This is a genomic window from Pseudonocardia sp., assembly GCF_025965585.1.
Classification (GTDB): Bacteria; Actinomycetota; Actinomycetes; order Mycobacteriales; family Pseudonocardiaceae; genus Pseudonocardia.
In genome coordinates this window covers 25,198-48,520 of sequence record NZ_JAOPWR010000364.1, presented here as the reverse complement: position 1 = coordinate 48,520, position 23,323 = coordinate 25,198, and the positions used below count along the sequence as shown (strand labels likewise).

24 protein-coding genes are annotated in these 23,323 nt (G+C 72.9%); 11 read left to right on the top strand and 13 right to left on the bottom strand.

What is annotated here, in order from left to right; genetic code table 11:
* From JWR81_RS22340 to JWR81_RS22315, 6 genes are all read left to right on the top strand, one after another.
* Positions 1-651: Pr6Pr family membrane protein (locus JWR81_RS22340; RefSeq protein WP_367278830.1), on the top strand; the 651-nt coding region annotated here is incomplete at its 5' end.
* A gap of 106 nt (positions 652-757) precedes the next feature.
* The gene (locus tag JWR81_RS22335) at positions 758-1,261 is read left to right on the top strand and encodes an NUDIX domain-containing protein (protein ID WP_297656416.1); all 504 of its coding nucleotides are present in this window, start codon (positions 758-760) and stop codon (positions 1,259-1,261) included.
* Positions 1,262-1,330: 69 nt separating this feature from the next.
* On the top strand, positions 1,331-2,320 hold the full coding sequence (locus JWR81_RS22330; RefSeq protein ID WP_297656404.1) for an SDR family NAD(P)-dependent oxidoreductase: 990 nt from the start codon (positions 1,331-1,333) through the stop codon (positions 2,318-2,320).
* Between the two features lie 27 nt (positions 2,321-2,347).
* Entirely contained in the window at positions 2,348-3,487 is a 1,140-nt protein-coding gene (locus JWR81_RS22325; protein ID WP_297656401.1) for a DegT/DnrJ/EryC1/StrS aminotransferase family protein, read from the top strand.
* Positions 3,488-3,510: 23 nt separating this feature from the next.
* Positions 3,511-4,638, top strand: a complete 1,128-nt coding sequence (locus JWR81_RS22320; RefSeq protein ID WP_297656398.1) for a DegT/DnrJ/EryC1/StrS aminotransferase family protein — start codon at positions 3,511-3,513, stop codon at positions 4,636-4,638.
* On the top strand, positions 4,635-5,204 hold the full coding sequence (locus JWR81_RS22315) for an acyltransferase (protein WP_297656395.1): 570 nt from the start codon (positions 4,635-4,637) through the stop codon (positions 5,202-5,204). The genes JWR81_RS22320 and JWR81_RS22315 overlap by 4 nt, the downstream gene beginning before the upstream one ends.
* Positions 5,205-5,330: 126 nt before the next feature.
* Here JWR81_RS22315 and JWR81_RS22310 read toward each other — a convergent pair whose 3' ends face one another.
* The 6 genes from JWR81_RS22310 to JWR81_RS22285 form a co-directional block, all read right to left on the bottom strand.
* Positions 5,331-6,239, bottom strand: coding sequence for an alpha/beta hydrolase fold domain-containing protein (locus tag JWR81_RS22310; RefSeq protein ID WP_297656392.1), 909 nt, complete (start codon positions 6,237-6,239; stop codon positions 5,331-5,333).
* 76 nt (positions 6,240-6,315) lie between these two features.
* Positions 6,316-7,584, bottom strand: coding sequence for a 2Fe-2S iron-sulfur cluster-binding protein (locus JWR81_RS22305; RefSeq protein WP_297656389.1), 1,269 nt, complete (start codon positions 7,582-7,584; stop codon positions 6,316-6,318).
* The gene (locus JWR81_RS22300; RefSeq protein ID WP_297656386.1) at positions 7,581-8,438 is read right to left on the bottom strand and encodes an FAD binding domain-containing protein; all 858 of its coding nucleotides are present in this window, start codon (positions 8,436-8,438) and stop codon (positions 7,581-7,583) included. The genes JWR81_RS22305 and JWR81_RS22300 overlap by 4 nt, the downstream gene beginning before the upstream one ends.
* The gene (locus JWR81_RS22295) at positions 8,435-9,214 is read right to left on the bottom strand and encodes an enoyl-CoA hydratase-related protein (RefSeq protein ID WP_297656383.1); all 780 of its coding nucleotides are present in this window, start codon (positions 9,212-9,214) and stop codon (positions 8,435-8,437) included. Before JWR81_RS22295 ends, JWR81_RS22300 begins: the two co-directional genes overlap by 4 nt.
* Positions 9,205-11,619: a xanthine dehydrogenase family protein molybdopterin-binding subunit gene (locus tag JWR81_RS22290; RefSeq protein WP_297656380.1), complete on the bottom strand. Its 2,415-nt coding sequence runs from the start codon at positions 11,617-11,619 to the stop codon at positions 9,205-9,207. Before JWR81_RS22290 ends, JWR81_RS22295 begins: the two co-directional genes overlap by 10 nt.
* Positions 11,612-13,114, bottom strand: coding sequence for a class I adenylate-forming enzyme family protein (locus tag JWR81_RS22285; protein ID WP_297656377.1), 1,503 nt, complete (start codon positions 13,112-13,114; stop codon positions 11,612-11,614). Before JWR81_RS22285 ends, JWR81_RS22290 begins: the two co-directional genes overlap by 8 nt.
* 111 nt (positions 13,115-13,225) lie before the next feature.
* Between JWR81_RS22285 and JWR81_RS22280 the strand changes: the two genes are divergently transcribed.
* The 5 genes from JWR81_RS22280 (at position 13,226) to JWR81_RS22260 (ending at position 16,273) form a co-directional block, all read left to right on the top strand.
* Entirely contained in the window at positions 13,226-13,792 is a 567-nt protein-coding gene (locus JWR81_RS22280; RefSeq protein WP_367278829.1) for a PadR family transcriptional regulator, read from the top strand.
* A 38-nt stretch (positions 13,793-13,830) separates the two neighbouring features.
* Entirely contained in the window at positions 13,831-14,439 is a 609-nt protein-coding gene (locus JWR81_RS22275) for a sulfite oxidase-like oxidoreductase (RefSeq protein ID WP_297656374.1), read from the top strand.
* A 37-nt stretch (positions 14,440-14,476) separates the two neighbouring features.
* Positions 14,477-15,205 carry a ferredoxin reductase gene (locus JWR81_RS22270; RefSeq protein ID WP_297656371.1) on the top strand — a complete coding sequence of 243 codons (729 nt, stop codon included), beginning with the start codon at positions 14,477-14,479 and terminating at the stop codon, positions 15,203-15,205.
* Positions 15,206-15,218: 13 nt separating this feature from the next.
* Positions 15,219-15,983 (top strand): SDR family oxidoreductase, encoded by a 765-nt coding sequence (locus tag JWR81_RS22265; protein ID WP_297656410.1) that lies wholly within the window; start codon positions 15,219-15,221, stop codon positions 15,981-15,983.
* A gap of 113 nt (positions 15,984-16,096) precedes the next feature.
* Positions 16,097-16,273 (top strand): hypothetical protein, encoded by a 177-nt coding sequence (locus tag JWR81_RS22260; protein ID WP_297656369.1) that lies wholly within the window; start codon positions 16,097-16,099, stop codon positions 16,271-16,273.
* Between the two features lie 194 nt (positions 16,274-16,467).
* Here JWR81_RS22260 and JWR81_RS22255 read toward each other — a convergent pair whose 3' ends face one another.
* The 7 genes from JWR81_RS22255 to scpA form a co-directional block, all read right to left on the bottom strand.
* Entirely contained in the window at positions 16,468-17,355 is an 888-nt protein-coding gene (locus JWR81_RS22255; RefSeq protein ID WP_297656367.1) for an NAD(P)-dependent oxidoreductase, read from the bottom strand.
* Positions 17,356-17,540: 185 nt separating this feature from the next.
* Positions 17,541-18,344 (bottom strand): metal-dependent hydrolase, encoded by an 804-nt coding sequence (locus JWR81_RS22250; protein WP_297656364.1) that lies wholly within the window; start codon positions 18,342-18,344, stop codon positions 17,541-17,543.
* A gap of 115 nt (positions 18,345-18,459) precedes the next feature.
* On the bottom strand, positions 18,460-18,609 hold the full coding sequence (locus JWR81_RS22245; protein ID WP_297656361.1) for a hypothetical protein: 150 nt from the start codon (positions 18,607-18,609) through the stop codon (positions 18,460-18,462).
* 187 nt (positions 18,610-18,796) lie between these two features.
* Positions 18,797-19,516, bottom strand: a complete 720-nt coding sequence (locus JWR81_RS22240; protein ID WP_297656358.1) for a hypothetical protein — start codon at positions 19,514-19,516, stop codon at positions 18,797-18,799.
* 2 nt (positions 19,517-19,518) lie between these two features.
* The gene (locus JWR81_RS22235; protein WP_297656356.1) at positions 19,519-20,049 is read right to left on the bottom strand and encodes a ferritin-like domain-containing protein; all 531 of its coding nucleotides are present in this window, start codon (positions 20,047-20,049) and stop codon (positions 19,519-19,521) included.
* Positions 20,050-20,195: 146 nt separating this feature from the next.
* A complete protein-coding gene (gene meaB / locus JWR81_RS22230; RefSeq protein WP_297656353.1) occupies positions 20,196-21,176 on the bottom strand; it encodes a methylmalonyl Co-A mutase-associated GTPase MeaB in 981 nt (326 codons plus the stop codon).
* Complete coding sequence (scpA, locus tag JWR81_RS22225) at positions 21,176-23,320, bottom strand: methylmalonyl-CoA mutase (RefSeq protein ID WP_297656407.1); 2,145 nt, start codon at positions 23,318-23,320, stop codon at positions 21,176-21,178. The genes meaB and scpA overlap by 1 nt, the downstream gene beginning before the upstream one ends.
* Positions 23,321-23,323 lie beyond the last annotated feature (3 nt).

Sequence of the window (23,323 nt, the reverse complement as noted above, 5' to 3'; positions counted from 1 at the left end):
CCCGTGTCCCGCCAGGCGCGCCTGTGGCTCGCGCTCAACGCACTCGTGGTGATCGTGGCGCTCGCGATCCAGATCCCGATCACAGCTGCCGACACGACAGGTGTGTTCGCCACGCCGGCCTCCCGAGTGGCGAACCTGTTCACGTTCTTCACGATCATGTCGAACCTGCTCGTCGCGGGGGTGTGCATCGCGCTGGTGGCTCGGCCCGCCCTGCGGTCCACCGCGCTTGCAGTGCTCTGGCTCGACGCGCTGCTCGGCATCACCGTCACCGGCATCGTCTACAACACGGTGCTCATCGGCCTCTACGACCTGCACGGCGGCGCGCTGGTCGCCGACCGGATGTTCCACCAGGTGTCACCGGTGATGTTCGTCATCGGCTGGCTGCTGCTCGGGCCCCGGGGGCTCGTCTCGCTGCGCACCGTGCTGCTGTCGCTGATCTACCCGCTGGCCTGGCTGGCGTTCACGCTGGTGCGCGGCGCGATCATCACCTGGTACCCCTACCCGTTCCTCGAGGTCACGGACCTGGGCTACGGGCGTGTCGCCCTCAACAGCCTGGTGATCACCCTGATCTTCCTCGCACTCGCGGCCGGGATCCACGGCCTCGACCGCGTGCTCGGCCGATCTTCCCGGGCGCTCCCGCAACTGCACTGACCGGATCACGGTGACAGGATCGGGCGTGACGCACCCCGTCCGGATCGGTGTCCAGCGGAAGCCGCGGACGGTGCGGTACCTGCAGCGCGACGACGAGGGGTGGGACGTGACCGTACTGAGTGCGGGCCTGCTGTTGCACCGGCCCGCGACCGGTGGCGGCGTCGAGCTGCTGCTCGGGCACATGGGCGGGCCGTTCTGGGCGAAGAAGGACGATGCCGCGTGGTCGATCCCGAAGGGCGAGCACGATCCCGGCGAGGACCCGCGCGACGCCGCACGGCGGGAGTTCACCGAGGAGACCGGCTCCCCACCGCCCGACGGGCGGCTGCGCGACCTCGGCAGCGTCAAGCAGCGCGGGGGCAAGGTCGTCGCCGTCTTCGCCCTGGCGGGCGACTTCGACGCCGACCACATCGACAGCAACACCTTCACGATCGAGTGGCCGCCGCGCTCGGGCCGCATCGCGTCGTTCCCCGAGATCGACCGGGCCGCCTGGTTCGACCCCGACACCGCGCGGCGCAAGCTGGTGGCCGGGCAGGTGACGTTCGTCGACCGGCTGCTGGCGTCGTTGCGGGACACCTCCGGTCCCGCGAGCGGGACACCCCCTGTGCGGTGACGCATCACCGGGATGACATCGTCTTCGTCGACTCTGCGTGGTGCAGGGGGGATCAGCAGGAGGACGCTCGTGAGCACTGCCCAGCCGGTCACCGGCCAGCGCATTCTCGTCACCGGTGGGGCCGGAACGATCGGCTCGCACGTCGTCGACCAGGCGCTGGAGGCCGGAGCCACCGAGGTCGTGGTGCTCGACAACTTCGCCCGCGGCCGGATGGAGAACCTCGCGAACGCGCAGGCCATCGGCGGCGACCGGCTGACCGTCGTCACCGGTGACATCAACGACCCGAAGCTGGTGGGTGAGCTCACCGCGGGTATCGACGTGGTGTTCCACCTCGCCGCGCTGCGCATCACCCAGTGCGCCGAGCAGCCCCGCCTCGCGCTGGAGTCGCTGGTGGACGGCACGTTCACCGTCATCGAGGCGGCCGTTGCGAACGACGTCAAGAAGGTCGTCGCGTCGTCGTCGGCGTCGATCTACGGCCTGGCCGAGACCTTCCCGACCACCGAGCGCCACCACCCCTACAACAACGACACCTTCTACGGTGCGGCGAAGGCGTTCAACGAGGGCATGCTGCGCAGCTTCCACGCCATGAACGGCCTCGACTACGTGGCTCTGCGCTACTTCAACGTCTACGGCCCGCGCATGGACGTCCACGGCCTCTACACCGAGGTGCTGATCCGCTGGATGGAGCGCATCGTCCGCGGCGACGCCCCGCTGATCTTCGGCGACGGCAAGCAGACGATGGACTTCGTGCACGTGCACGACATCGCCCGCGCCAACCTGCTCGCCGCGCGCGCCGACGTCACCGATACCGTCTACAACATCGCCACCGCCACCGAGACCAGCCTCGCGGAGCTCGCGTCCGCGCTGCTGGCGGCCATGGACTCCGACCTGTTGCCGGAGCACGGTCCGGAGCGCGCGGTCAACGGCGTCACCCGCCGCCTCGCCGACATCTCCCGGGCGGCGTCCGAACTCGGCTGGACGCCCGAGATCGAGCTCGAGGACGGCCTGCGCGACCTCGTGAAGTGGTGGAGCGCCGAGGCGACCACCACCGCCAGCTGACCCCGTCCTCACCCCGAAAGGTTGCCCATGATCCCGGTGATGCGCCCGCTGCTCGGCGAGGAGGAGGCCCAGGCCGTCGCGGAGGCCGTGCGTTCCGGCTGGGTGGCCCAGGGCCCGCGCGTCGCCGAGTTCGAGAAGGCGTTCGCCGCCTCCGTCGGGGCCGACCACGGCGTCGCCACCTCGAACTGCACCACGGCGCTGCACCTGTGCCTGTACGTGCTGGGCGTCGGGTCGGGCGACGAGGTGATCGTGCCGTCGTTCTCGTTCATCGCCTCGGCCAACGCCGTGCGCTACTGCGGGGCCACGCCGGTGTTCGCCGACATCGACCCGGCAACCGGCAACATCACCGCCGAGACCGTCACGGCCGTGCGCACCGATGCCACCAAGGCCGTCATGGTCGTGCACCAGGCGGGCGTCCCCGCCGACGTCAACGCGCTGCGCACCGCGCTCGGCGGGCTGCCGCTCGTCCAGGACGCCGCGTGCGCGGCCGGCTCCACGCTCTACGGGCGCCCCACCGGCGAGGGCGCGCTGCTCGCCGCGTGGTCGTTCCACCCGCGCAAGCTGCTCACCACCGGCGAGGGCGGCATGATCACCACCGACGACGAGGAGCTCGCCGCCCGCATGCGGCGCCTGCGCGAGCACGGCATGAGCGTCTCGGCCGCCGACCGGCACGCCGCCGGCCGCGCCATCGTCGAGGAGTACGGCGAGACGGCGTTCAACTACCGGATGACCGATATCCAGGCCGCGATGGGCCTCGTGCAGCTGCGCCGGCTGCCGACGATCGTGGCGCGCCGCCGCGAGATCGCCGCCCGCTACCAGGAGCTGCTGGCCCCGCTCGGGCTGCAGACGGTACGTGACCCCGAGTACGCCACGTCGAACTTCCAGTCGTTCTGGGTGGTGCTGCCCGACGCGGCCCCGCCCGTGGCCGACGTGCTCGCCGCACTCGCCGAGGCCGGTGTCTCGGCCCGTCGCGGGATCATGGCCGCGCACCTGGAGCCCGCCTACGCCGGGCACCCGCACGGGCCGCTGCCGGCCACCGAGCACCTCACCACCCGCTCGGTGATCCTTCCCGTGCACCACGACCTGACCGACGCCGAGCAGGACACGGTGGTCGCGGCCCTCGCCGCCGCGATCGGGGTGGCGGCTGCCGCCCCCGCCGCCGGCTGACACCCCACTCCGAGGAGCGTTCGTTGACCAGCACCCTGCCGACCGTCGAGGCCGTGCCCTTCCTCGACCTCGCCGCCGCGCACGCCGAGGTGGCCGCCGAGGTCGAGGCCGGCTGGGCCGAGGTCGTGGGCCGCACCGCGTTCGTGGGCGGCCCGCAGATCAAGGCCTTCGAGTCCGAGTACGCCACCTGGTCGGGCATCGCGCACTGCGTCGGGGTCGGCAACGGCACCGACGCCATCGAGATGGCGCTGCGCGCGCTGGGCGTCGGCCCCGGTGACGAGTGCATCCTGCCCGCCAACACCTTCATCGCCACCGCCGAGGCGGTCACCCGCTCCGGCGCCACCCCGGTGCTGGTGGACTGCCTTCTCGACACCGCGCTGGTCGACGTGGACGCCGCCGCGGCCGCCGTCACCGACCGCACCCGCGTGGTGCTGCCGGTGCACCTCTACGGCCAGACAGCGTCGGTCGAGCAGCTGCGCGCGGCGCTGCCCAGCCGCGTGGCCATCCTCGAGGACGCCGCGCAGTCCCAGGGTGCGCAGCGCCACGGCGTCGCGGCGGGCAAGCTCGGGGACATCGCCGCCACCAGCTTCTACCCGGGCAAGAACCTCGGCGCCTACGGCGACGCCGGCGCGGTGCTGACCGACAGCGACGACCTCGCCGCCACCGTCGCGCTGCTGCGCGAGCACGGCTCGCCCCGCAAGTACGAGCACACCGTGCTCGGCTTCAACAGCCGCCTCGACACCCTGCAGGCCGTGGTCCTGTCGGCCAAGCTCCGCCGCCTCGACGGCTGGAACGCGCAGCGCCGCGCCGCCGCCGAGCGCTACGACACGCTCCTCGCGGGTGTCGACGGCGTCACCGGCCCGGTGGTGGCCGAGGGCAACCTCCCGGTCTGGCACCTCTACGTCGTGCGCGTCGCCGAGCGCGACCGCGTCCTCGCCGAGCTGCACGAGGCCAAGATCGGCGCCGGCATCCACTACCCCACCGCGGTCCACCGCACCGAGGCCTTCGCCCACCTCGGCAAGGGCTCGGGCTCGTTCCCGAACGCGGAGCTGCTCGCCGACGAGATCATCTCGCTGCCGATGTTCCCGAACATCACCCCGGCCCAGCAGGAGCGTGTGGTCTCCGTGCTGGCCGAGGCCGTCGCACGGTGACGCTCGCGGCCGGGGTCCGGGTGCACCCCCAGGGGCTGTGCGAGAGCGACGAGGTCGGCGAGGGCACGCGGGTCTGGGCGTTCGCCCACGTCCTGCCCGGCGCGCGCATCGGCCGCGACTGCAACATCTGCGACTGCGCGTTCGTCGAGACCGGAGCCACCCTCGGCGACAACGTCACGGTGAAGAACGGCACGCTCGTGTTCACCGGCGTGACGTGCGAGGACGACGTGTTCCTCGGGCCCAACGTGCTGTTCACCAACGACCTGCGCCCGCGAGCGGCGATCAAGCGCGGGCCCGAGGTGCTGCTGCCCACCACCGTGCGCCGCGGCGCCACGCTCGGGGCCGGCACCGTGGTGGTCTGCGGCACCGAGATCGGCGAGCACGCGTTCGCCGCCGCGGGTGCCGTGGTCACGAAGGATGTGCCCGCCCACGCGTTCGTGGCCGGCAACCCGGCACGGGCGAAGGGCTGGGTCTGCGCGTGCGGCGAGCGCCTGGCCGACGACCTGACCTGCCCCGAGTGCGGCACCCGCCACGAGAGGTCGGGTACCGGCCTGCGGGCCCTCTGACCCGCCCGATGCGCCATCGGCGTGGTCGTTCCGTCAACGAACCACGCTGAGGCGCACTCGTGATGCGTCACGCCGCCGGGGACGCGGTCGGCGGCACGTGCCCCCGCGGCCCGCGCGGATCCCGGATCAGCCCAGCAGCGCGTCGAACGCCGCCAGCACCTCCGCGGCCCGGGTGTCCGCCGCGGCGACGGCCCCGAGGAACGCGGCGTAGCCATGGATGAGGCCCGGTCCGGGCACGTGCCGGACCTCGACGCCCGCCGCGGAGAGGTGCGTGGCGTAGGCGTCGCCCTCGTCGCGGAGCGGGTCGAACTCGGCCGTGGCCACCACAGCGGGTGCCACTCCCGTGACGTCGGCGGCGAGCAGGTCCACGTGTGGGTCCGCGGTGCCGCCCGGCACGTACTGCTCGAGGAACCACTGCATGTCCTTCGCGGTGAGGAAGTAGCCCTCGCCGTTCTCCGTGACCGACGCCGAGCGCAGCGCCGGGTCGATCGTGGGGTACCAGAGCAGCTGCGCGGCCAACAGCACGCCCGCGTCCCGGGCCCGCAGCGCCGCGCCCGCGGCGAGACCGCCACCCGCGCTGTCGCCGGCGACGCCCAGCGGCCGCCCGGCGAACTCCGCCGCGGTCCAGCTCAGGGCCGCCGCGGCGTCGTCGAGCGGTGCGGGATGGGGATGCTCGGGCGCCAGCCGGTAGTCCACCGCCACGACGACGGCACCGACGGCGTTGGCCACGCGGCGGCACACCGGGTCGTGGGTGTCGAGGTCGCCGAGCACCCATCCACCGCCGTGCAGGTACGTGACCGCCCGGCCCCGGTCCTGCGACGGTGTGTAGATCCGCACCGGGATCGGCCCGCGCGGCCCGTCGACCGTGGCGTCGCGGACCGCGGCCACCTGCTCGGGCACGAACCCCGGTCCGCGCCGGGAGAGCGACAGCTCCCGGTAGTGGTCGCGGCTCTCGGGGGCGGAGCCCCGGACCAGCGGGACGGCGCCTGCCGCGGTGAGCGTGTCGAGAACGGTGCGGAACTGGGGATCGAGCACGATCTCGGACTCTACGATCCGGTCGTGCCTCCCGCACCGCCTGGCCCGACGACGCGCCGGTGCCCCTGCCGGGTGGTCAGGACCGCCGGGCCAGCCGCGCCCGCACCCGCGCGACCGTCCGCTTGAGCCCGTCGGCCGCGGCCAGCAGCGCGAGCCGCACCGGCGAGGGACCCGCCGCGGCCGTGGGGGCCGTGCCGGTTCGCGCCGTCTCGTCCACGGCCACTGCGAACTGCTCGAACAACCGCCTGCTGACGTCACCCGCCAGCGCCCGCCCGAACTGCGCGATGCGCCCGGAGAGGAACAGGTCGGCGTCGGCCCGCAGCACCGTGCCGCCGTCCGGGCCGGCCTCGGCACGCAGCCGGATGTCGGCCTGCGTGGCGCTGCCACCGGTGTCGGCGCCCTGCCCGACGAGCCGGATCCGGTGGTCGGCGACGTCGCGCTCGAGGATCTGGGCGAGCCCCGCGAACGACAGCTTGACGGGCCCGAGCGACACCCCGGCCTTCCCGCGGTAGCGGTCGCCGGGCAGCGTCTCCAGCAGCTCCGCGCCGGGCAGGCACGCCACGAGCCGCGGGACGTCCTCCAGGACGCGCCACACGTCGTCGAGCGGGGAGCTCAGCGTGCTCGTGACCTCGACGGTCGCCGAGGGCGAGCCGATGGGCACCCGCACCTCGGCGGGGACCTCCGCGTGCGCTTCCGGGGCGTCCTCGTCGGCCGTGCCGGTCGTGGACCCGCTCCCCCGCCCGACGAGAGTCCGCGCGGCGCAGTTCATCGGGGCGGGGACGCCGCCGGGGTGCTCGGCGGCCACGTCGGCGACGGCCGCGAGGATGCCCCGGTAGCCGGTGCACCGGCACAGCACACCCGACATCCGCTCGGGCAGCTCCTCGGCGTCCACGTCCGGCTCGTGGGCGAGCAGGTCGTAGGAGCTCATGAGCATCCCGGGCGTGCAGAACCCGCACTGCAGGCCGTGGTGGGCGGAGAACGCCTGCTGCAGCGGGTGCTGGTCGTCGGCGGAGCCGAGCCCCTCGACCGTGACGATCTCCGCGCCCTCGCACTGCACGGCGAACAGCAGGCAGGCCCGGGCCGCGTCGCCGTCGACGAGGATCGTGCACATCCCGCACACCCCGTGCTCGCAGCCCAGGTGGGTGCCGGTGAGGCCGAGCTGCTCGCGCAACGCGTCGGCGAGGTGCATGCGGGCGGGCACCCGCACCGTCACGTCCGAACCGTTGACGGTCATCGGGACCTCGACGAGCTCGCCGGCCGGCACCTTCTCCCGCGCGGGCGGGGTGGCGCCGGTCTTCCCTGCGCCGGTCTTCCCTGCGCCGATCCGCTTCTCTGTGGTGGTCATGCGCGTGCCTTCCTCGCGGCGTTCGCCAGTTCTCGTGCGGCCAGGACGGAGAACAGGCGGCGCCGGTAGCCCCTGGAGCCGTGGCTGTCGCCACCGGTGTCGACGACCTGCTCCGCGAGCTCCCGCGTCGCCGCCCGGAGCCTCTGCTCGTCGGTGGTGTCCTGCAGCCACGACGTGACGTCGGACGTGACCGGGCGGTCGGAGATGCCGAAGCCGGTCAGCCGCGCATCGGTCACGGCCCCGTCGCCGCCGACCCGCACGCGGGTGACGACGCCGGCGAGGGCGAAGTCGCCGTGGCGGCGGGCGATCTCGCCGAAGCCGAAGCCCTCCCCCGCCCCGGCGACCGGGAACTCGACGCCGACGAGCACCTCCTCGGGCGTGACACCCGTGGTCATCGCGCCGACGAAGAACTCCTTCGCGGGCACGCGCCGCCGGCCGCCGGGCCCGGCGATCTCCAGCGTCGCCCCCAGGCAGGAGGCGACGGCGGGCAGCTCGGCGGCCGGGTCGGCGTGCGCGAGGCTGCCGCAGACGGTGCCGCGGCTGCGCAGCTCCCGGTGCCCGACGAACGGCAGGGCCAGGCCCAGCAGCGGCACGGCACCCGCCTCGGCGGACCGTTCCAGCCGCCGCTGGCGGACGCCGGCGCCGACGCGGACGACCTCGGCGCCGCGGTCGAGCGAGCCGAGCTCGGCGACCGAGCCGATGTCGACCAGCGTGGCCGGACGGCCCAGCCGCATGGCCAGCACGGGCACCAGCGACTGGCCGCCGGCCAGGACCTTTCCGTTCCCGTCGGCCAGCTCGGCGAGCACGTCGTCGAGCGCCGCCGGGCGGACGTACGCGAACGGAGCAGCCTTCATCGTCCCGTGAACTCCGGCTTCCGCTTCTCGCCGAACGCCTTGACGCCCTCGGCGAAGTCCTGCGTGGAGCGCAGCATCGCGTAGGCCTTCCGCTCCAGGTCGATGCCGGTGTACAGCGGGCCGTCGATGCCCTTGTCCAGCACCTCCTTGGCGGTGCGCTGCGCGGCCGGCGAGAAGTTGGCCATCTTCGCGGCGAGCGCGTCGGTGGCCGCGTAGAGCGAGGCGCGGTCCTCGTGGACCTCGGCGAGGATGCCCCAGTCCAGCGCCTGCTGGGACTGGATCCGCGTCGCGGTCATGATGTGGAACTTCGCGCGCGAGAGCCCGATCAGCCGCGACAGGCGCTGCGTGCCGCCGGAGCCGGGGATCATGCCCAGGTTCATCTCCGGCAGCGCGAACTGGGTGCGCGGGGTGCCGAGGCGGATGTCGCACGACAGCGCCATCTCGCACCCGACGCCGAAGCAGTAGCCGTCGATCGCGGCGATCACCGGCTTCGCGCTGCGCGCGGGCGCGGTGACGTTGTGGCCGAGGTCGGTGAAGTCGATGGGGTCGACCTCCATGAACCCGGCGATGTCGCCGCCGCTCGTGAAGTGCTCGCCGTCCGACTTGACCACGACGACGCGCACCTGCGGGTCGGCGTCGATCTCGGCGAACCGGTCCGCCACGAGCTGGCGCATCTCCCAGGTGACCACCGTGAACTTGCCGTGCGAGAGCGTCAGGTACGCGATGCGCCCGTCCTCGCTGTGGTCCAGCAGGACCTCTCCGCCCTTCAGCGCCATGCTGTCTTCTCCTCAGGTGTGGTGGTGAGCAGTTGGTGGAGCACCTCGCCGTGCAGCGGGAGGCTGGTGATGTCGACGCCCCGGGGCGCCAGTGCGTCCGCCACGGCGTTCGCGAACGCCACGGGGAAGCTCATCGACGATCCCTCGCCGCAGCCCTTCGCGCCCAGCGGGGTGAGCGGCGAGGGGCTGACGACGTGGTCGGCGCGCAGGTCGTACCCGATCTCCGCGCTCGTGGGGCACAGGTAGTCGAGGAACGTGCCCGACGTCGGCTGGCCCGACGGCGCGTAGGTGAACTCCTCGTACATCGCCCCGCCCAGCGCGTGGACGAGCGCGCCGTGCACCTGGCCGTCGAGGAGCTGCTGGTTGAGCACCGTGCCGGCGTCGTGCACCGAGGAGACGCGGTCGATGCTGATCTCGAGGGTGTCCGGGTCGATCCGCACCGCGACGATCTCGGCGACGAAGCCGTAGCAGAGCGACGAGTTGATCTTGTCGTCCTGCGTCGCCGCACGCGTCTCGCGCGGGGTGAACGCCGCCTCCTCGTAGAGCCTGGCGCTGGTGCCCTCGGGCAGCGACGTGGGGTCCCAGTGCACGACGCCGGCGGCGTGCCGGAACTGCACCGACGTGCCGTCGGGGGCGCGCACGGTGCCGTCGACGAGCTCCAGGTCCTCGGGGGACGCGTCCAGCATCGTCGACGCGGCGGCGCGGATCGTGGTCGCGATCCGGTCGGCCGCCTGCACCACGGCGCTCGTGACGAGCGGCGCGAAACGGGAGGAGTAGCTGCCGGACGTGACCGTCCATGGGGTGGTGGAGGTGTCCATGTCGACCACCACGCGGACCTTGTCCACCGGCAGCCCGAGTCGCTGCGCCGCCACCTGCCGGGCGACCGTGGCGTGGCCCTGGCCCTGCGGCACCGATCCGAGCATCACGGTGACGATGCCCTGCACGTCCACGGAGATCCGGACGTGCTCGGTGGAGCCGGACTTGTCACGCCCGGGCTTGCGGTCCTCGGCAGGGGTGGCGAGGCCGACGTAACCGATGTTCGTGCCCGACGGGTCGACCACCAGCCCCACGCCGATGCCGTAGAACGCGCCGTCGGCACGGGCGGCCTCCTGGCGGCCGCGCAGCTCGTCCATGTCGGCGTTCTTGACGGCGAGGTCGACAGCGGCGGCGTAGTCGCCCGAGTCGTAGACGCCGCCGGTGGCCGTCTCGTGCGGGAAGCCCGCGATGAGGTTGCGGCGCCGGACCTCCAGCACGTCCAGCCCGGTGGCGCCCGCGACGGCGTCCATGAGGCGCTCGAGGCCGAAGTAGAGCTGCTGGCCACCGAAGCCGCGGTTGAGCCCCGTCGGCATCTCGTTGGTGACCACCGCACGAGCCCGGATCTCGACAGCCGGGATGCGGTACGGGCCGGTGATGTTGCCGAAGCAGCGGTAGAGCGTGGACGGCTCCGGCGGGCGCAGGTACGCCCCGACGTTGTCGACGAGGTCGGTCTTCAGCGCCGTGATCGCGCCGTCCGCGTCGACGGCCGCCGCGAACCGCATGGCGCGGTCGGCACCCGACGAGCTGGCCAGGAGGTGCTCGACGCGGTCCTCGGTCCAGCGCACGGGTGTGCCGGAGTGCTTGCTGGCCAACGCCATCAGCACGACGTAGGGGTAGATGCCGGCCTTGATGCCGAAGCTGCCGCCGATGTCGGCGGGCACGTGCAGGCGCAGCGCGGAGGTGGGGATGCCCAGCGCCCCGGCCATGACCGGCACCATCGTGAAGGGCCCGTGGAAGTTGGCCCAGGCCTCGACCTGGTCCGCCCCTCCCTCGTGTGACCGCCAGTGCGCGATGACGGAGTAGCACTCCATCGGCACCGAGGAGTAGCGCGGGAAGTCGTACTCGCCCTCGACGACGTGGGCGGCCTTCTCGAAGGCCTCGTCCACCCCGCCGAACGAGAACGTCCGGTCGGTGGCGACGTTCGACCCGGCGGCCTCGTGCAGCAGCGGGGCGTCCTCGGCCAGCGCGGCACGGGCCCCGATCACCACGTCGAGGGGCTCGTAGTCGATCGCCACGAGCTCGGCGGCGTCCTCTGCGGTGTAGCGGTCGGACGCGACCACCACGGCCACCGGCTCCCCGACGAAGCGCACCTTGTCGGTGCCGGTCGGGAAGTAGTGCATCGGGGCGCCCGTGGAGAGCGGGAACGGTCGCAGCGCGGCGAGCACCTCGTCCGGGCCGATCACGGCGGCGACGCCGGGGTGGGCGCGGGCGCGGGAGAGATCGACCGAGCGGATCCGGGCGTGCGGCTGCGTGGAGCGCACGACGGTCGCGGTCAGCGTGCCGGGCAGCGGGTCGACGTCGTCGAGGAAGCGGCCGTTGCCGCTGACGAGCGGGGCGTCCTCGATGCGCGACGGGGTCCAGTCAGGCATTGGCCAGCCCTTCGTAGTCACCGGCCACCAGTGTGCGGCGCAGCGTCTTGCCGACGCCGGAGCGCGGGATCTCCCGTACGGCGATCACGCGCTTCGGGCGCTTGAGCGACGGCAGCACCTCGCGTGCGTAGGCCGCCGTCTTCTCGGCCGCGGCGATGGGGTCGAGGCCGCGGACCGGCACCACGAACGCCGTGACCGCGTGGCCCCAGCGCTCGTCGGGCATCCCCACCACGCACACGTCGTCGATCTCGGGGCAGCGGATCAGCGCGGCCTCGATCTCGTCGGGGTAGATGTTCTCCCCACCGGAATTGATCATGTCGTCGACGCGCCCGGCCACCCAGAGGTCGCCGTCCTCGTCCGCGACGGCGAGGTCGCCGGTGTAGTACCAGCCGTCGTGGATGGCCTTGGCGTCGGCGTCGGGGCGCTGCCAGTAGCCCGCGAACGCCTCCGGGCTCTGCATCGAGACGATCACCTGGCCCTGTTCACCCGGGGCGACGAGCGCGTCCGTCGGGGCCCCGACCTCGGGGGTCACGAGCCGCACTCGGGAGAACACCCCGGCGCGGCCGGCCGATCCGGGCTTCGCGGCCACGTCCGGGCCGATCGTGAATGTGTAGATCTCGGTGCTCCCGAAGTGGTTGACGAACGCCGTGGGCGACACGGCCTCGACGAGCTGCTCGGCCAGCGCGGGGGTCATGGCGGCACCCGCGTAGGCGAGGTGGTCGAGCTGCGGCGCGCGCTCGAAGCAGCTGGTGCGCAGCAGCGACCAGTAGATGGTGGGCACGAGGTAGAGCGACGACACGCCCTCGGCGACGATCAGCTCGGCCGACTCCTCGGCGTCGAACGCGGGCTGGCCCACCCAGGTGCCGCCGACGACGATGCTGGCCAGCAGCGTCCGCAGGCCCATCGTGTGGAACATCGGCATGACGCCGAGCACGGTCTCGCCGTTGCGGGCCTGCGACTGCACGGCGTGCGCGACGGCCGCGGAGTGCTCGGCGCGGTGGCTGCGCGGCACGCCCTTGGGCTTCCCGGTGGTGCCCGACGTGTAGAGCATCACACTCGTGTCGTCCTCGCCCGGCCCACCGGGCACGACCGCGTCGGACTCCCGCTCGGCCAGGGCGTCGAGCTCGGTGACGGAACGGGGGTCCGACCCCGCGGCGGCGACGCGCGCGGCGTTGGCCTCGTCGGCCACGACCAGCATGGCTGCCGCGTCGTCGATGCAGTAGCGGAGCTCCTCGGGGCCGAAGCGGGTGGACAGCGGCACCGAGACCGCACCCAGCTTCTGCACGGCGAGATGCAGGCTGGCGAGGGGCTCGCCACCGGCGAGCGCGAGCGCGACGCGGTCGCCGCGACCGACCCCCGCGGCCGCCAGCACGCGGGCGAGCTGGTTGGTCCGCGCGTCCCACGCGCGGTAGGTCAGGTGCCGACCCGCACCGCCCACCGCCCGGCGGTGCGGGTAACGCTCCGCAGCCCAGGTCAGCGTCGTCGCCACGTCCATGGAGCCTCCGTCCACCTCTCACCATCTGAATCAGACCGTACGGTGCGTACGGTATGACACGCAAGACGAACGATCCCGATCGGACCGTCCGTACCCGTACGATCCCACCTCGTGACCGAGGTGCGGCTCTCCACCACGTCCTACGTGGTGCTGGGCATGATTGCGCTGCGCGGCCCGTCCACGCCGTACGACCTGAAGCGGGCCGTCGGGCACTCCGTGGGCTACTTCTGGCACTTCCCGCACGCGCAGCTGTACTCCGAGCCCGACCGGCTGGCCGATCTCGGGCTGCTCGCGCTGTCGGTGGAGGACACCGGCCGCCGCCGCAAGACCTACTCGATCACCGGGGCCGGCCGCGACGCGCTGCGCGACTGGCTCGCCTCCGCCACCGACGAGCACTTCCAGATGCGCGACATCGCCGAGCTCAAGCTGTTCTTCAACGAGGTCGGCGCCCCGGGCAACGTGGCGGCGCTGGCCGCCGAGCAGATCCGTCAGCACCGGCATCGCATCGCCGTCTACGACGGGATGGTCGAGCGGTTCGGCGGCGACCACGACGCCGAACCGCGCATGATCACACTCGAGCTGGGACTGGAGATGGAGCACGCGGCGCTACGCTTCTGGACCGCGCTCTCCGACGGCGATCTCGACCGGCTGCGGCGGGCGCGCAAGCGCGCGGAGTAGCGCGGAATGAACGGGCCGCCGATCGGCTTGGGAGCGTCATGGCTGGCATCACGAGGGGCTTCACCGGGCGCCGTCGCGACCGCGATCCACGGCTGCCCCCGGGGCAGTACGACGCCCGTGACGACTGGCCGGTGCTGCACGCCGAGGCCACGCCGCGGATCGGCACCGACCGCTGGACGTTCACGGTCGAGGGGCTCGTCGAGCGCGAGACCACGTGGACCTGGGACGAGATCCACGCGCTCCCCCGCTCGCGCTACGCCGGCGACATCCACTGCGTCACCACGTGGTCGAAGCTCGGCATGACCTTCGACGGCGTCTCGGTGGACGTCCTGCTCGACGCGGCCGGCGTGCTGCCCACCACCACGCACGTCGTGGCCGTCTCGCACACGGGCTACACCACCAACCTGCCGCTGGCCGACGTCACGGACGGCAAGGCGTGGGTGGTCTGGGACGCCGACGGCAAGCCGCTCACCACCGAGCACGGCGGACCGGCCCGGATGATCGTGCCGCACCTGTACTTCTGGAAGAGCGCCAAGTGGGTGTCCGGCCTGCGCCTGCTCGACCACGACGAGCAGGGCTTCTGGGAGCGCAACGGCTACCACGACCGCGGCGACCCCTGGACCGAGCAGCGCTACCAGGGCGACTGATGCCGGCCGACGTGGTCGTTCCCGCGGAGGCGGCATCGTGACCGTCACTCCGGGTGGCACCACCCACCGCAAGACGCTGCGCTGGCAGAACGCGCGGGTCGTGGCGGTCCGTGACGAGACACCGCGCGCCAAGACGTTCCGCCTCGCACTGCCCGAGCCGCGCGTCCACGTGGCCGGGCAGTACTACGTGCTGCGCCTGACCGCCCCCGACGGCTACACGGCGCAGCGGTCGTACTCGGTGGCCTCGGCCCCCGACGAGACCGGCGAGATCGAGCTGACCGTCGAGAAGCTCGACGACGGCGAGGTCTCGGAGTTCCTGCACGACGTCGTGCAGCCCGGCGACGAACTGGAGGTGCGCGGGCCGATCGGCGGGTTCTTCGCGTGGGCGGGCGACACCCCCGCGCTGCTGGTGGGCGGCGGGTCCGGCGTCGTGCCGCTGATGGCGATGCTGCGCGAGGGCCGGCGGTCGGGCCGCCGCGACCTGGTCCGGCTCCTCGTCTCGGCCCGCACGCCCGCGGACCTCTACTACGCCGACGAACTGCCCGGCCCCGAGACCACGGTCGTCTGGACCCGCGAGGCCCCGCCCGGCACCACGCGACCGGTCGGCCGGCTCACCGTCGACGACGTGGCCCCGCTCGTGACCGGTGACCAGGTCGTCTACGTGTGCGGGTCGCCTGCCTTCGCCGACGCCGCCACCGCCGTCCTGGAGCAGGCCGGCGTGCCGGTGGGTGCTATCCGGGTGGAGCGCTTCGGCCCGTCGGGGTGAGGATCACCGCGTGATCCGTACCGCGCTCGTCACCGGGGTCAGCCGCCGAAAGGGCATCGGGTTCGCCATCGCGCGGCGGCTGCTCGACGACGGCCACCGGGTGTTCGCCCACTCCTTTCACCCCTACGACGCCACCGAGCCGTGGGGCGCCGATCCCGGCGGCGTCGACGGCGTGCTGGTCGAGCTGGGTGGCGAGGGAGCGCAGCTCGCGCACGCGTCCGCCGACCTCGGGGACCCGGCCGCGCCCGCGGCTCTCGTGGCAGCGGCCGTCGAGCGGTTCGGGGCGCTCGACACGCTGGTCGTCAACCACGCCCGCAGCCAGAACGGCCTTCTCGCCGAGATCACCGCCGAGCAGCTGGACCGGACCTGGGCGGTGAACGTCCGGGCCTCGCTGCTGCTGGTGCAGGCGTTCGCGGCGCAGTTCCGCGGGGAGCACGGCCGGGTGGTGCTGTTCACCTCCGGGCAGCACCGCGGCCCGATGCCCGACGAGATCCCCTACATCGCCACGAAGGGCGCGCTGCACCAGCTCACGGCCTCCCTCGCCGACGGGCTCGCGGACCGGGGCATCACCGTCAACTGCGTCAACCCGGGCCCGACAGACACCGGCTGGGCCGGGCCGGAGCTGGACGCGTTCGTGCAACGGCACATGCCGCGCGGACGCTGGAACGCCCCCGCGGAGGCGGCGGCCGTGGTGGCGCTGTTGCTCGGGCCGGACGCGGCGACGATCACCGGTCAGGTGGTGGACGCGGAGGGTGGTTTCCGCCGGTGGACGCCCTGACGGTGCACCATCCGTCCTCACCTGCCTCGATCGGGCGCCGACGCGGCGACACTTTCGGGTGATATCGGTGGCGGGTGCGCGACCGTGCGCGGAACCCGCGCCAAGCTGGGGCCATGTCACGCAAGCCCCTGACGATCACCGTCGTGATCGGAGCCGTCGCCGCCGCCGTCCTGGCCGGCGCCACGGCCGCGTACGCAGCGCCGGGCGACCAGCCCGCCCCCACCACGGGCGGGAACCGGGGCTGGGACACCCCACCGCGCGACGCCATCGCCCAGCTCGACCGCCAGTAGCGCCCGACCAGCAGGAGCGCCCGACCAGCAGGAGCGCCCGAGCGCCGGACGCTCCCGACCAGCCCGCCGCCGCCGCGCACGGCCCCCTCCGGTGCGGCGGCGGCGACCCTCGGCGGGACGTGGTCCCGTCTCGGACCGCGCCGCCCTCGGACCGCGCCGCCCTCGGACCGCGCCGCCCTCAGACCGCGCCGCCCTCAGACCGCGCCGCCGCGGAGCCCCCAGATGTTGGCCCGGTCCACGGGGTCGGCGTCGGCCATCCGCCGGTACATCTCCGCCGCGGCGCGGGAGAACCCGTCCGGCACGCCGACCCCGGCCAGAGCGTCTCCGGCCTCCTGCATCTCCCCCACCCACCGCCAGGCCTTGCCCGTGGCCCGCGCGTCCACGCCGTCCAGCGCTGCGGCCAGATCCACGCCGGTGCGCGTCAGCTCGTCGCGCAGCGCGTCCTGCACGCCGAAGGCCCGGGCCGCCTCGACCATCGCGAGCCAGATCGTCGGCAGCGCCTTGCTCTGCAGCGCGAAGCACGCCTTGAGCCCGCTGGCCGCGCCCACCCCGCCGTCCAGCAGCCGCGCGGTGAACGGCGAGCCCTCGAACAGCCCGGCGACGACCGGCGACGCGGCGCCCGACAGCCACAGCACCGTGCGGCCCGGCTCCCACGCCGGCGGCCCGATGATCGCGCCGTCGACGACGTGGTCGGGGCCGAGCAGCTCCGCGATCCCCCGGACGGTCGCGGGCGACACCGCGTTGGCGTCGACGTAGAGGGGCCGCTCCGGGCGGTCGCCGAGCGCGGCCGCCACCTGCTCGGCGACGTCGCGCGCGGCCTCGGGCGGGCACACCGAGATGATCACGTCGGCCCGGCGGGCCAGCTCGGGGAGGTCCGGCACGCCGACGAGATCGGCGAGCTCCGCCCGCTTCGAGGTGGTGACGCTCCGACCCGCCGCCGCCCAGATCACGGCCCCGGCCACCGGCTTGAGTGCCGATCCCACCGCCGCCCCCATGACGCCCGGGTGCAGGATCCCGATCACCGGGCGGCCGGGGAGTACGTACTGGCTCTGCGCTGACGGTTCGCTCGCGGGCTCGCTCACGTCGGCATCATCGCGCTACCGTGGGCGCGGCGCTCGGGGCGCCCCCGGTCCGCGGGCTCACGCGCAGGCCCACCCGCCCCATGATCACCGGCTGGGCGCGGGAACGGCCACATGCGGCCGGAAACAATGTGATCGGAAACGCATCGAACCGGTGACCATGCTCTCACCGACCGGCGCCACGGGTTTCAGGCGCCGGCGAGGAGGCGCTGAACCTGGTGGCGCATCTGCTCCAGGACCGGGGCCACGCCCGGCACCACGAGCGCCACCAGCAGGAACACCGCCACGGTCAGGGCGGGCGCCACCACCCAGGCCTCCACCGTGCCACCGGTGCGGAAGCGCAGGGGTCGGGGGGTGCCCACCGGGTACCAGCTGCGCTGCCGGATGCGCAGCGGCCACAGCAGCGGTGCACCCGATTCCGTGATCGCGTCGCCCGCCGAGTGCACCAGCATCCCGAGCGTGACGGCGGTGCCCAGCCAGCCCGCGGTGCCGGCCGTGCCGCCGGGCACGTACTCGTGCACCGCGAACGTCAGCCCCGCCGCGATCATCAGCGACGGCGGCCCGGGCACGATCGCGTCCAGGCCCTTGATGGCCAGCGCGAGGCAGACGAACAGCGTGCCCAGCAGCACCGGCGTGCCCCACCGCGCCGACGCGAGGTTGACGGCGAGCCCGAGCAGCACCGCCCCGACAACCGTGTGGGTGAGGCCGCGGTGGGTGCCGCGACCGGTGTCGCGGCGGCCCTTCGTGAGGTCGTAGACGAGCGCCGACAGGGGCCGGATCACCCGGCTGGCCAGCCACGACGCCACCGAGAACCGGCGGGTGGCCTCCGAGGAGGGATGGTCGAGATCGGGCAGCAGTGCCGCCCCTGCGCACACCCCGGCGAAGGTGAGGATGCTGCCGGCGGTGGGCTGGACGTCGGCGATCCGGGGCGCGAACCCGGCGACGGCGAGCCCGAGGGCCGCACCGGACGTGGCATGACTGACCCCGAGCACTCCGTCGACGCTAGCGACGTCGGCCGCCGGGGTCCGGCAGGCGCGCCGCCCGTTCGGCGCGGGACCACAGGACGGGGCCGGACGCCACGCGCCCGGCCCCGCCCCGAGGGGCACCTCAGCCGTGGCCGAAGCAGTGGCTGCCGCAGTGCGAGTAGCAGTGGCTGGCGCACTCCGCCTCGGCCACGACGGTCGGCACCGCCGCCGCGGCCACCAGGCGCCGGAACTCGTCACTCGAGAAAGCGGCCTCACGATCGGACTCGGACATGGCCCGCGCCTGTGTCTTGAAGTCCCGCAGCTCGGTGGATGACGATGATTCCCCGGAACTGGTCTGGCTCTCGGACGGCTGGCTGCTCCCCTCGGTCTGTGAACGTCCGCGCCCTCGTCCACCCGTGGTCATTCGGTGTCCTCCGTTCGCCGTGATTCCCGTGGTCGTTCCGGCCGGATGGGCCGCTTCAGTGATGGCCGGTGCAGTGCGCCTGGCAGTGGGCCGCACAGTGCACGCCACCTGAGCCCCTGTTGAGCACCGCACCGACCCGTGAGGGCGCCGGCCGGTAGATCCACAGCGTCTGCGTGGTGTCGAGGCCCTCCACCTCCTGCGCCCGCGCCGGGCGGAGAGTGAGGATGCGGTTCACCTCGTCGGTGGTCTCGAGCAGCGTCTCGCCTGCACCCAGGGTCAGCCCGTCGCGCGAGCGCAGGTGCGCCAGGCCGAAGACCTCGCGCAGGCCCAGCGCGTCGAGCGCCTCGGCGAACGCGGCGAGGAAGCCGACGGAGTCCCGCAGCCGGTCCAGGTCGCGCTCCACCTCGTCCTGGATCCCGGCCGGGTACGCGCAGAACTCGAGCGGGAAGTAGTCGGCGTGCCCCCCGTCGACCTCGGCCTTCCACAGGTAGGGCAGCACCAGCGGGAGCGCCTCGACGTCCCACGGCCTCATGTAGGAGACGCCGTCGACGAACTCGCGCACGACCATCTCGTCGCCGGTGATCTCGAAGTGCTTGTGCAGCAACGTCACGCCGAGGACCTCGTGCAGGCCGTGGTGGCAGATCAGGTCGCCCAGCTCCGTCACGTAGTCGCGGCTGTGGCCGAGGTACCCGCGGGCCACCGAGAAGTCGTTGAGCCTCTGGAAGACGCCGGAGTCGTAGTCCCGGACGGCCACGTCCCGTACCGCGGCGGTCACGGTCAGGACATCTGTTCGAGGAAGGTGAGCATGTCGTCGGCATGCTCCTCCTCGTTCGCCAGGGTGTTCTCGAAGATCCGCCGCGTCGTGACGTCGCCGTCCCCGAGCCAGTTGATGATCTCGGTGTAGGACGCGATCGCGATCCGTTCCGCCACCAGGTTCTCCTTGATCATCTCGATCAGCTGGGGGGCGGTGGTGTACTCCGAGTGCGCGCGGCCGGACAGCGTGTCCGGGTTCATGTCCGGCGTGCCGCCCAGCTGGGAGATCCGCTCGGCGAACCGGTCGGCGTGGCCCTGCTCCTCGTCCGCGTGCTCGGCGAACTCGTCGGCCACCGCGTGGGCATTGAGCCCCCTGGCCGCGTAGTGGTGCTGCTTGTACCGGAGGACACACACGATCTCGGTGGCCAGTGCCTCGTTGAGCACGGCGAGCACCCGGCCCACGTCGGCGCCGTAGGCGGGAGTCACCGGGCCCTTGTCCATCTCTTGCCGGGCCCGGTCGCGAATCGTCTTGATGTCGGTGAGGAACTCGGCCATGGGTCTCCTTCGGTCCCGGCAGCGTCGCCGAGACCTGACCTTCGTCGCCCTCCGGGTACCGGCGCCTCGACCTCCGGTGACCAACTCCCCCGCCGCTTCTGGCACCTCCAGCACGACGCACCGGCGGAGCGGCGCACCGGGCAGGGTCAGCGAAGGGCGTCGAGGATCTGCTGCGCGGCCAACGTGGGCGTGAGAGCGCCGCTGCGGACGTCGCGCTCCAGGCCCGGCAACGCCTCACGGACGCCCGGGTCGGACTGCATGCGGTCCAGGAGCTGGTCGCGGACCATCGCCCACATCCATTCCACCTGCTGCGTGGCGCGCTTGGGGGCGAGCTCGCCGTGCTCGTCGAGGGCGGTGCGGTGCTCGGTGACCTTCTCCCACACCTCGCCCATCCCGCCGCCGGTCTGGGCGCTGCAGGCCAGCACCGGGGGGCGCCAGCTCTCGCTGGTGGGGGTCATCATCCGCAGTGCCCCGGCCAGCTCGCGGGCGGCGGCCTTCGCCGGTCGCTCGTGGTCGCCGTCGGCCTTGTTGACGGCGACGACATCGGCGAGCTCGAGGATGCCCTTCTTGATGCCCTGCAGGGAGTCGCCGGTGCGGGCGATGGTGAGCAGCAGGAACGTGTCGACCATGCCCGCGACGGTCACCTCGGACTGCCCCACGCCGACCGTCTCCACCAGCACGACGTCGAAGCCCGCGGCCTCCATGAGCACGATCGTCTCGCGGGTGGCGCGGGCGACCCCGCCGAGCGTGCCCGCGCTGGGCGACGGCCGGACGAACGCGTTCTCGTCGTTGGCGAGCTTCGCCATCCGCGTCTTGTCGCCGAGGATCGAGCCCCGGGTGCGTGTCGAGGACGGGTCGACGGCCAGCACCGCGACCTTGTGGCCGTCGCCGGTCAGCCGCGTGCCCAGCGCCTCGATGAACGTCGACTTGCCCACGCCGGGCACGCCGCTGATCCCGACGCGGTGCGCTCCGCCCGCGTGCGGCAGGAGCTCCATCAGCAGCTGCTGCGCAGCGGCGCGGTGGTCGGCCCGCGACGACTCGACGAGCGTGATCGCCCGCGCGAGCACCGACCGGCTGCCGCCCAGCACGCCCTTGGCGAGGGCGGGGACGTCGATCGCGCGTGCCATCAGTCCGTCAGGGCGGCCGTCAGCTTGGCCAGCAGCTCGACGGCCGACTCCGCGATCACCGTGCCGGGCGGGAACACCGCGGCCGCACCCATCTCCTTCAGAGTGGGCACGTCGGCGGGCGGGATCACCCCACCCACGATGATCATGATGTCGGCGCGGTCGAGCTTCGCCAGCTCGTCACGCAGCTCCGGCACCAGGGTGAGGTGCCCGGCCGCGAGCGACGACACCCCGACGACGTGCACGTCGGCCTCGACGGCCTGGCGGGCCACCTCGGCGGGGGTCTGGAACAGCGGGCCCACGTCGACGTCGAAGCCGAGGTCGGCGAACGCCGTGGAGATCACCTTCTGGCCGCGGTCGTGGCCGTCCTGGCCCATCTTCGCCACCAGGATGCGCGGCTGGCGGCCCTCGGCCCCGGCGAACTCGTCGACTGCCTCGCGGGCCCTGGCGACTGCCGGGCTGGTGCCCGATTCCTTGGAGTACACGCCGGAGATGATCCTGATCTGTCCCGCGTGCCGACCGAACACCTTCTCCAGCGCGTCGGAGATCTCCCCGACGGTGGCCATCGCGCGGGACGCGTCGACGGCGAGGGCGAGCAGGTTCTGCTCGTCGGTGCGTGGCGAGCCCTCGGCGATCATTGCCGCGGCGTTGGTGAGCGCGGTGAGCGCCGAGTCGACAGCCCGGTCGTCGCGCTCCTCGCGCAGCCGCCGCAGCTTCTCCAGCTGCTCCGTGCGCACCCCGGCGTTGTCGACCTTGCGGACCTCCAGGGCCTCGTCGGCCGTGGCCACGTACTTGTTGATGCCGATGACGGGCTGCCGGCCCGAGTCGATGCGGGCCTGCGTGCGGGCCGCGGCCTCCTCGACGCGCAGCTTCGGGATGCCCTCGTCGATGGCCTGCGCCATGCCGCCGGCCTGCTCGACCTCGGTGATGTGGGCCCACGCGCGGCGGGCGAGGTCGTAGGTGAGCCGCTCGACGTAGTGACTGCCGCCCCACGGGTCGATGACGTCGGTGGTGCCCGACTCCTGCTGCAGCAGCAGCTGGGTGTTGCGCGCGATGCGGGCGGAGAAGTCGGTGGGCAGCGCGAGCGCCTCGTCGAGGGCGTTGGTGTGCAGGCTCTGCGTGTGGCCCTGGGTGGCCGCCATCGCCTCGATGCAGGTACGGATCACGTTGTTGTACGGGTCCTGCGCCGTGAGCGACCAGCCCGACGTCTGCGAGTGCGTCCTGAGGCTGAGTGACTTCGCGTTCTGCGGCTCGAACTGGTTGACGAGCTTCGACCAGAGGAGCCGCGCGGCCCGGAGCTTCGCGACCTCCATGAAGAAGTTCATGCCGATCGCCCAGAAGAAGCTCAGACGCGGTGCGAACTCGTCGACGTCCAGCCCGGCGTCGATCCCGGCCCGCAGGTACTCCACCCCGTCGGCCAGCGTGTAGGCCAGCTCCAGGTCGTTCGTCGCGCCGGCTTCCTGGATGTGGTAGCCGGAGATGGAGATCGAGTTGAACTTCGGCATCTTCCTCGAGGTGAAGGAGAAGATGTCGGAGATGATCTGCATCGAGGGCTGCGGCGGGTAGATGTAGGTGTTGCGGACCATGAACTCCTTGAGGATGTCGTTCTGGATCGTCCCCGTGAGCTGTTCCGGCGCCACCCCCTGCTCCTCCGCCGCGATGATGTAGAGCGCGAGCACCGGGAGCACGGCACCGTTCATGGTCATCGACACGGACATCTTGTCCAGCGGGATGCCGTCGAAGAGCTGGCGCATGTCGTAGATCGAGTCGATGGCCACACCCGCCATGCCGACGTCACCCGCGACGCGCGGGTGGTCGGAGTCGTAGCCGCGGTGGGTGGCCAGGTCGAACGCGATCGACAGGCCCTTCTGGCCCGCGGCGAGGTTGCGCCGGTAGAACGCGTTGGACTCCGTGGCCGTGGAGAAGCCCGCGTACTGGCGGATCGTCCACGGCTGCGTGGCGTACATCGCCGGGTAGGGGCCGCGCAGGTACGGCGCGACGCCCGGGTAGGTGTTCAGGAAGTCGACGCCCTCGAGGTCGGACGCGGTGTAGAGCGGCTTGACGCCGATGCCCTCGGGCGCCTCCCACGTCTCGGGAGCCGGGTCGGGGGCCCACTCGCCGGTGGGTGCCTCGCTGTCCAGGGAGATCGT

Bases quoted from the DNA above. Each gene is read 5' to 3' on its own strand.
- JWR81_RS22305 (WP_297656389.1), bottom strand. From the start codon at position 7,584: ATGACCACCACAGAGAAGCGGATCGGCGCAGGGAAGACCGGCGCAGGG.
- JWR81_RS22325 (WP_297656401.1), top strand. From the start codon at position 2,348: ATGATCCCGGTGATGCGCCCGCTGCTCGGCGAGGAGGAGGCCCAGGCC.
- JWR81_RS22295 (WP_297656383.1), bottom strand. From the start codon at position 9,214: ATGGCGCTGAAGGGCGGAGAGGTCCTGCTGGACCACAGCGAGGACGGG.
- JWR81_RS22275 (WP_297656374.1), top strand. From the start codon at position 13,831: ATGGCTGGCATCACGAGGGGCTTCACCGGGCGCCGTCGCGACCGCGAT.
- JWR81_RS22235 (WP_297656356.1), bottom strand. From the start codon at position 20,049: ATGGCCGAGTTCCTCACCGACATCAAGACGATTCGCGACCGGGCCCGG.
- JWR81_RS22290 (WP_297656380.1), bottom strand. From the start codon at position 11,619: ATGCCTGACTGGACCCCGTCGCGCATCGAGGACGCCCCGCTCGTCAGC.
- JWR81_RS22285 (WP_297656377.1), bottom strand. From the start codon at position 13,114: ATGGACGTGGCGACGACGCTGACCTGGGCTGCGGAGCGTTACCCGCAC.
- meaB (WP_297656353.1), bottom strand. From the start codon at position 21,176: ATGGCACGCGCGATCGACGTCCCCGCCCTCGCCAAGGGCGTGCTGGGC.
- JWR81_RS22245 (WP_297656361.1), bottom strand. From the start codon at position 18,609: ATGTCCGAGTCCGATCGTGAGGCCGCTTTCTCGAGTGACGAGTTCCGG.
- JWR81_RS22260 (WP_297656369.1), top strand. From the start codon at position 16,097: ATGTCACGCAAGCCCCTGACGATCACCGTCGTGATCGGAGCCGTCGCC.
- JWR81_RS22300 (WP_297656386.1), bottom strand. From the start codon at position 8,438: ATGAAGGCTGCTCCGTTCGCGTACGTCCGCCCGGCGGCGCTCGACGAC.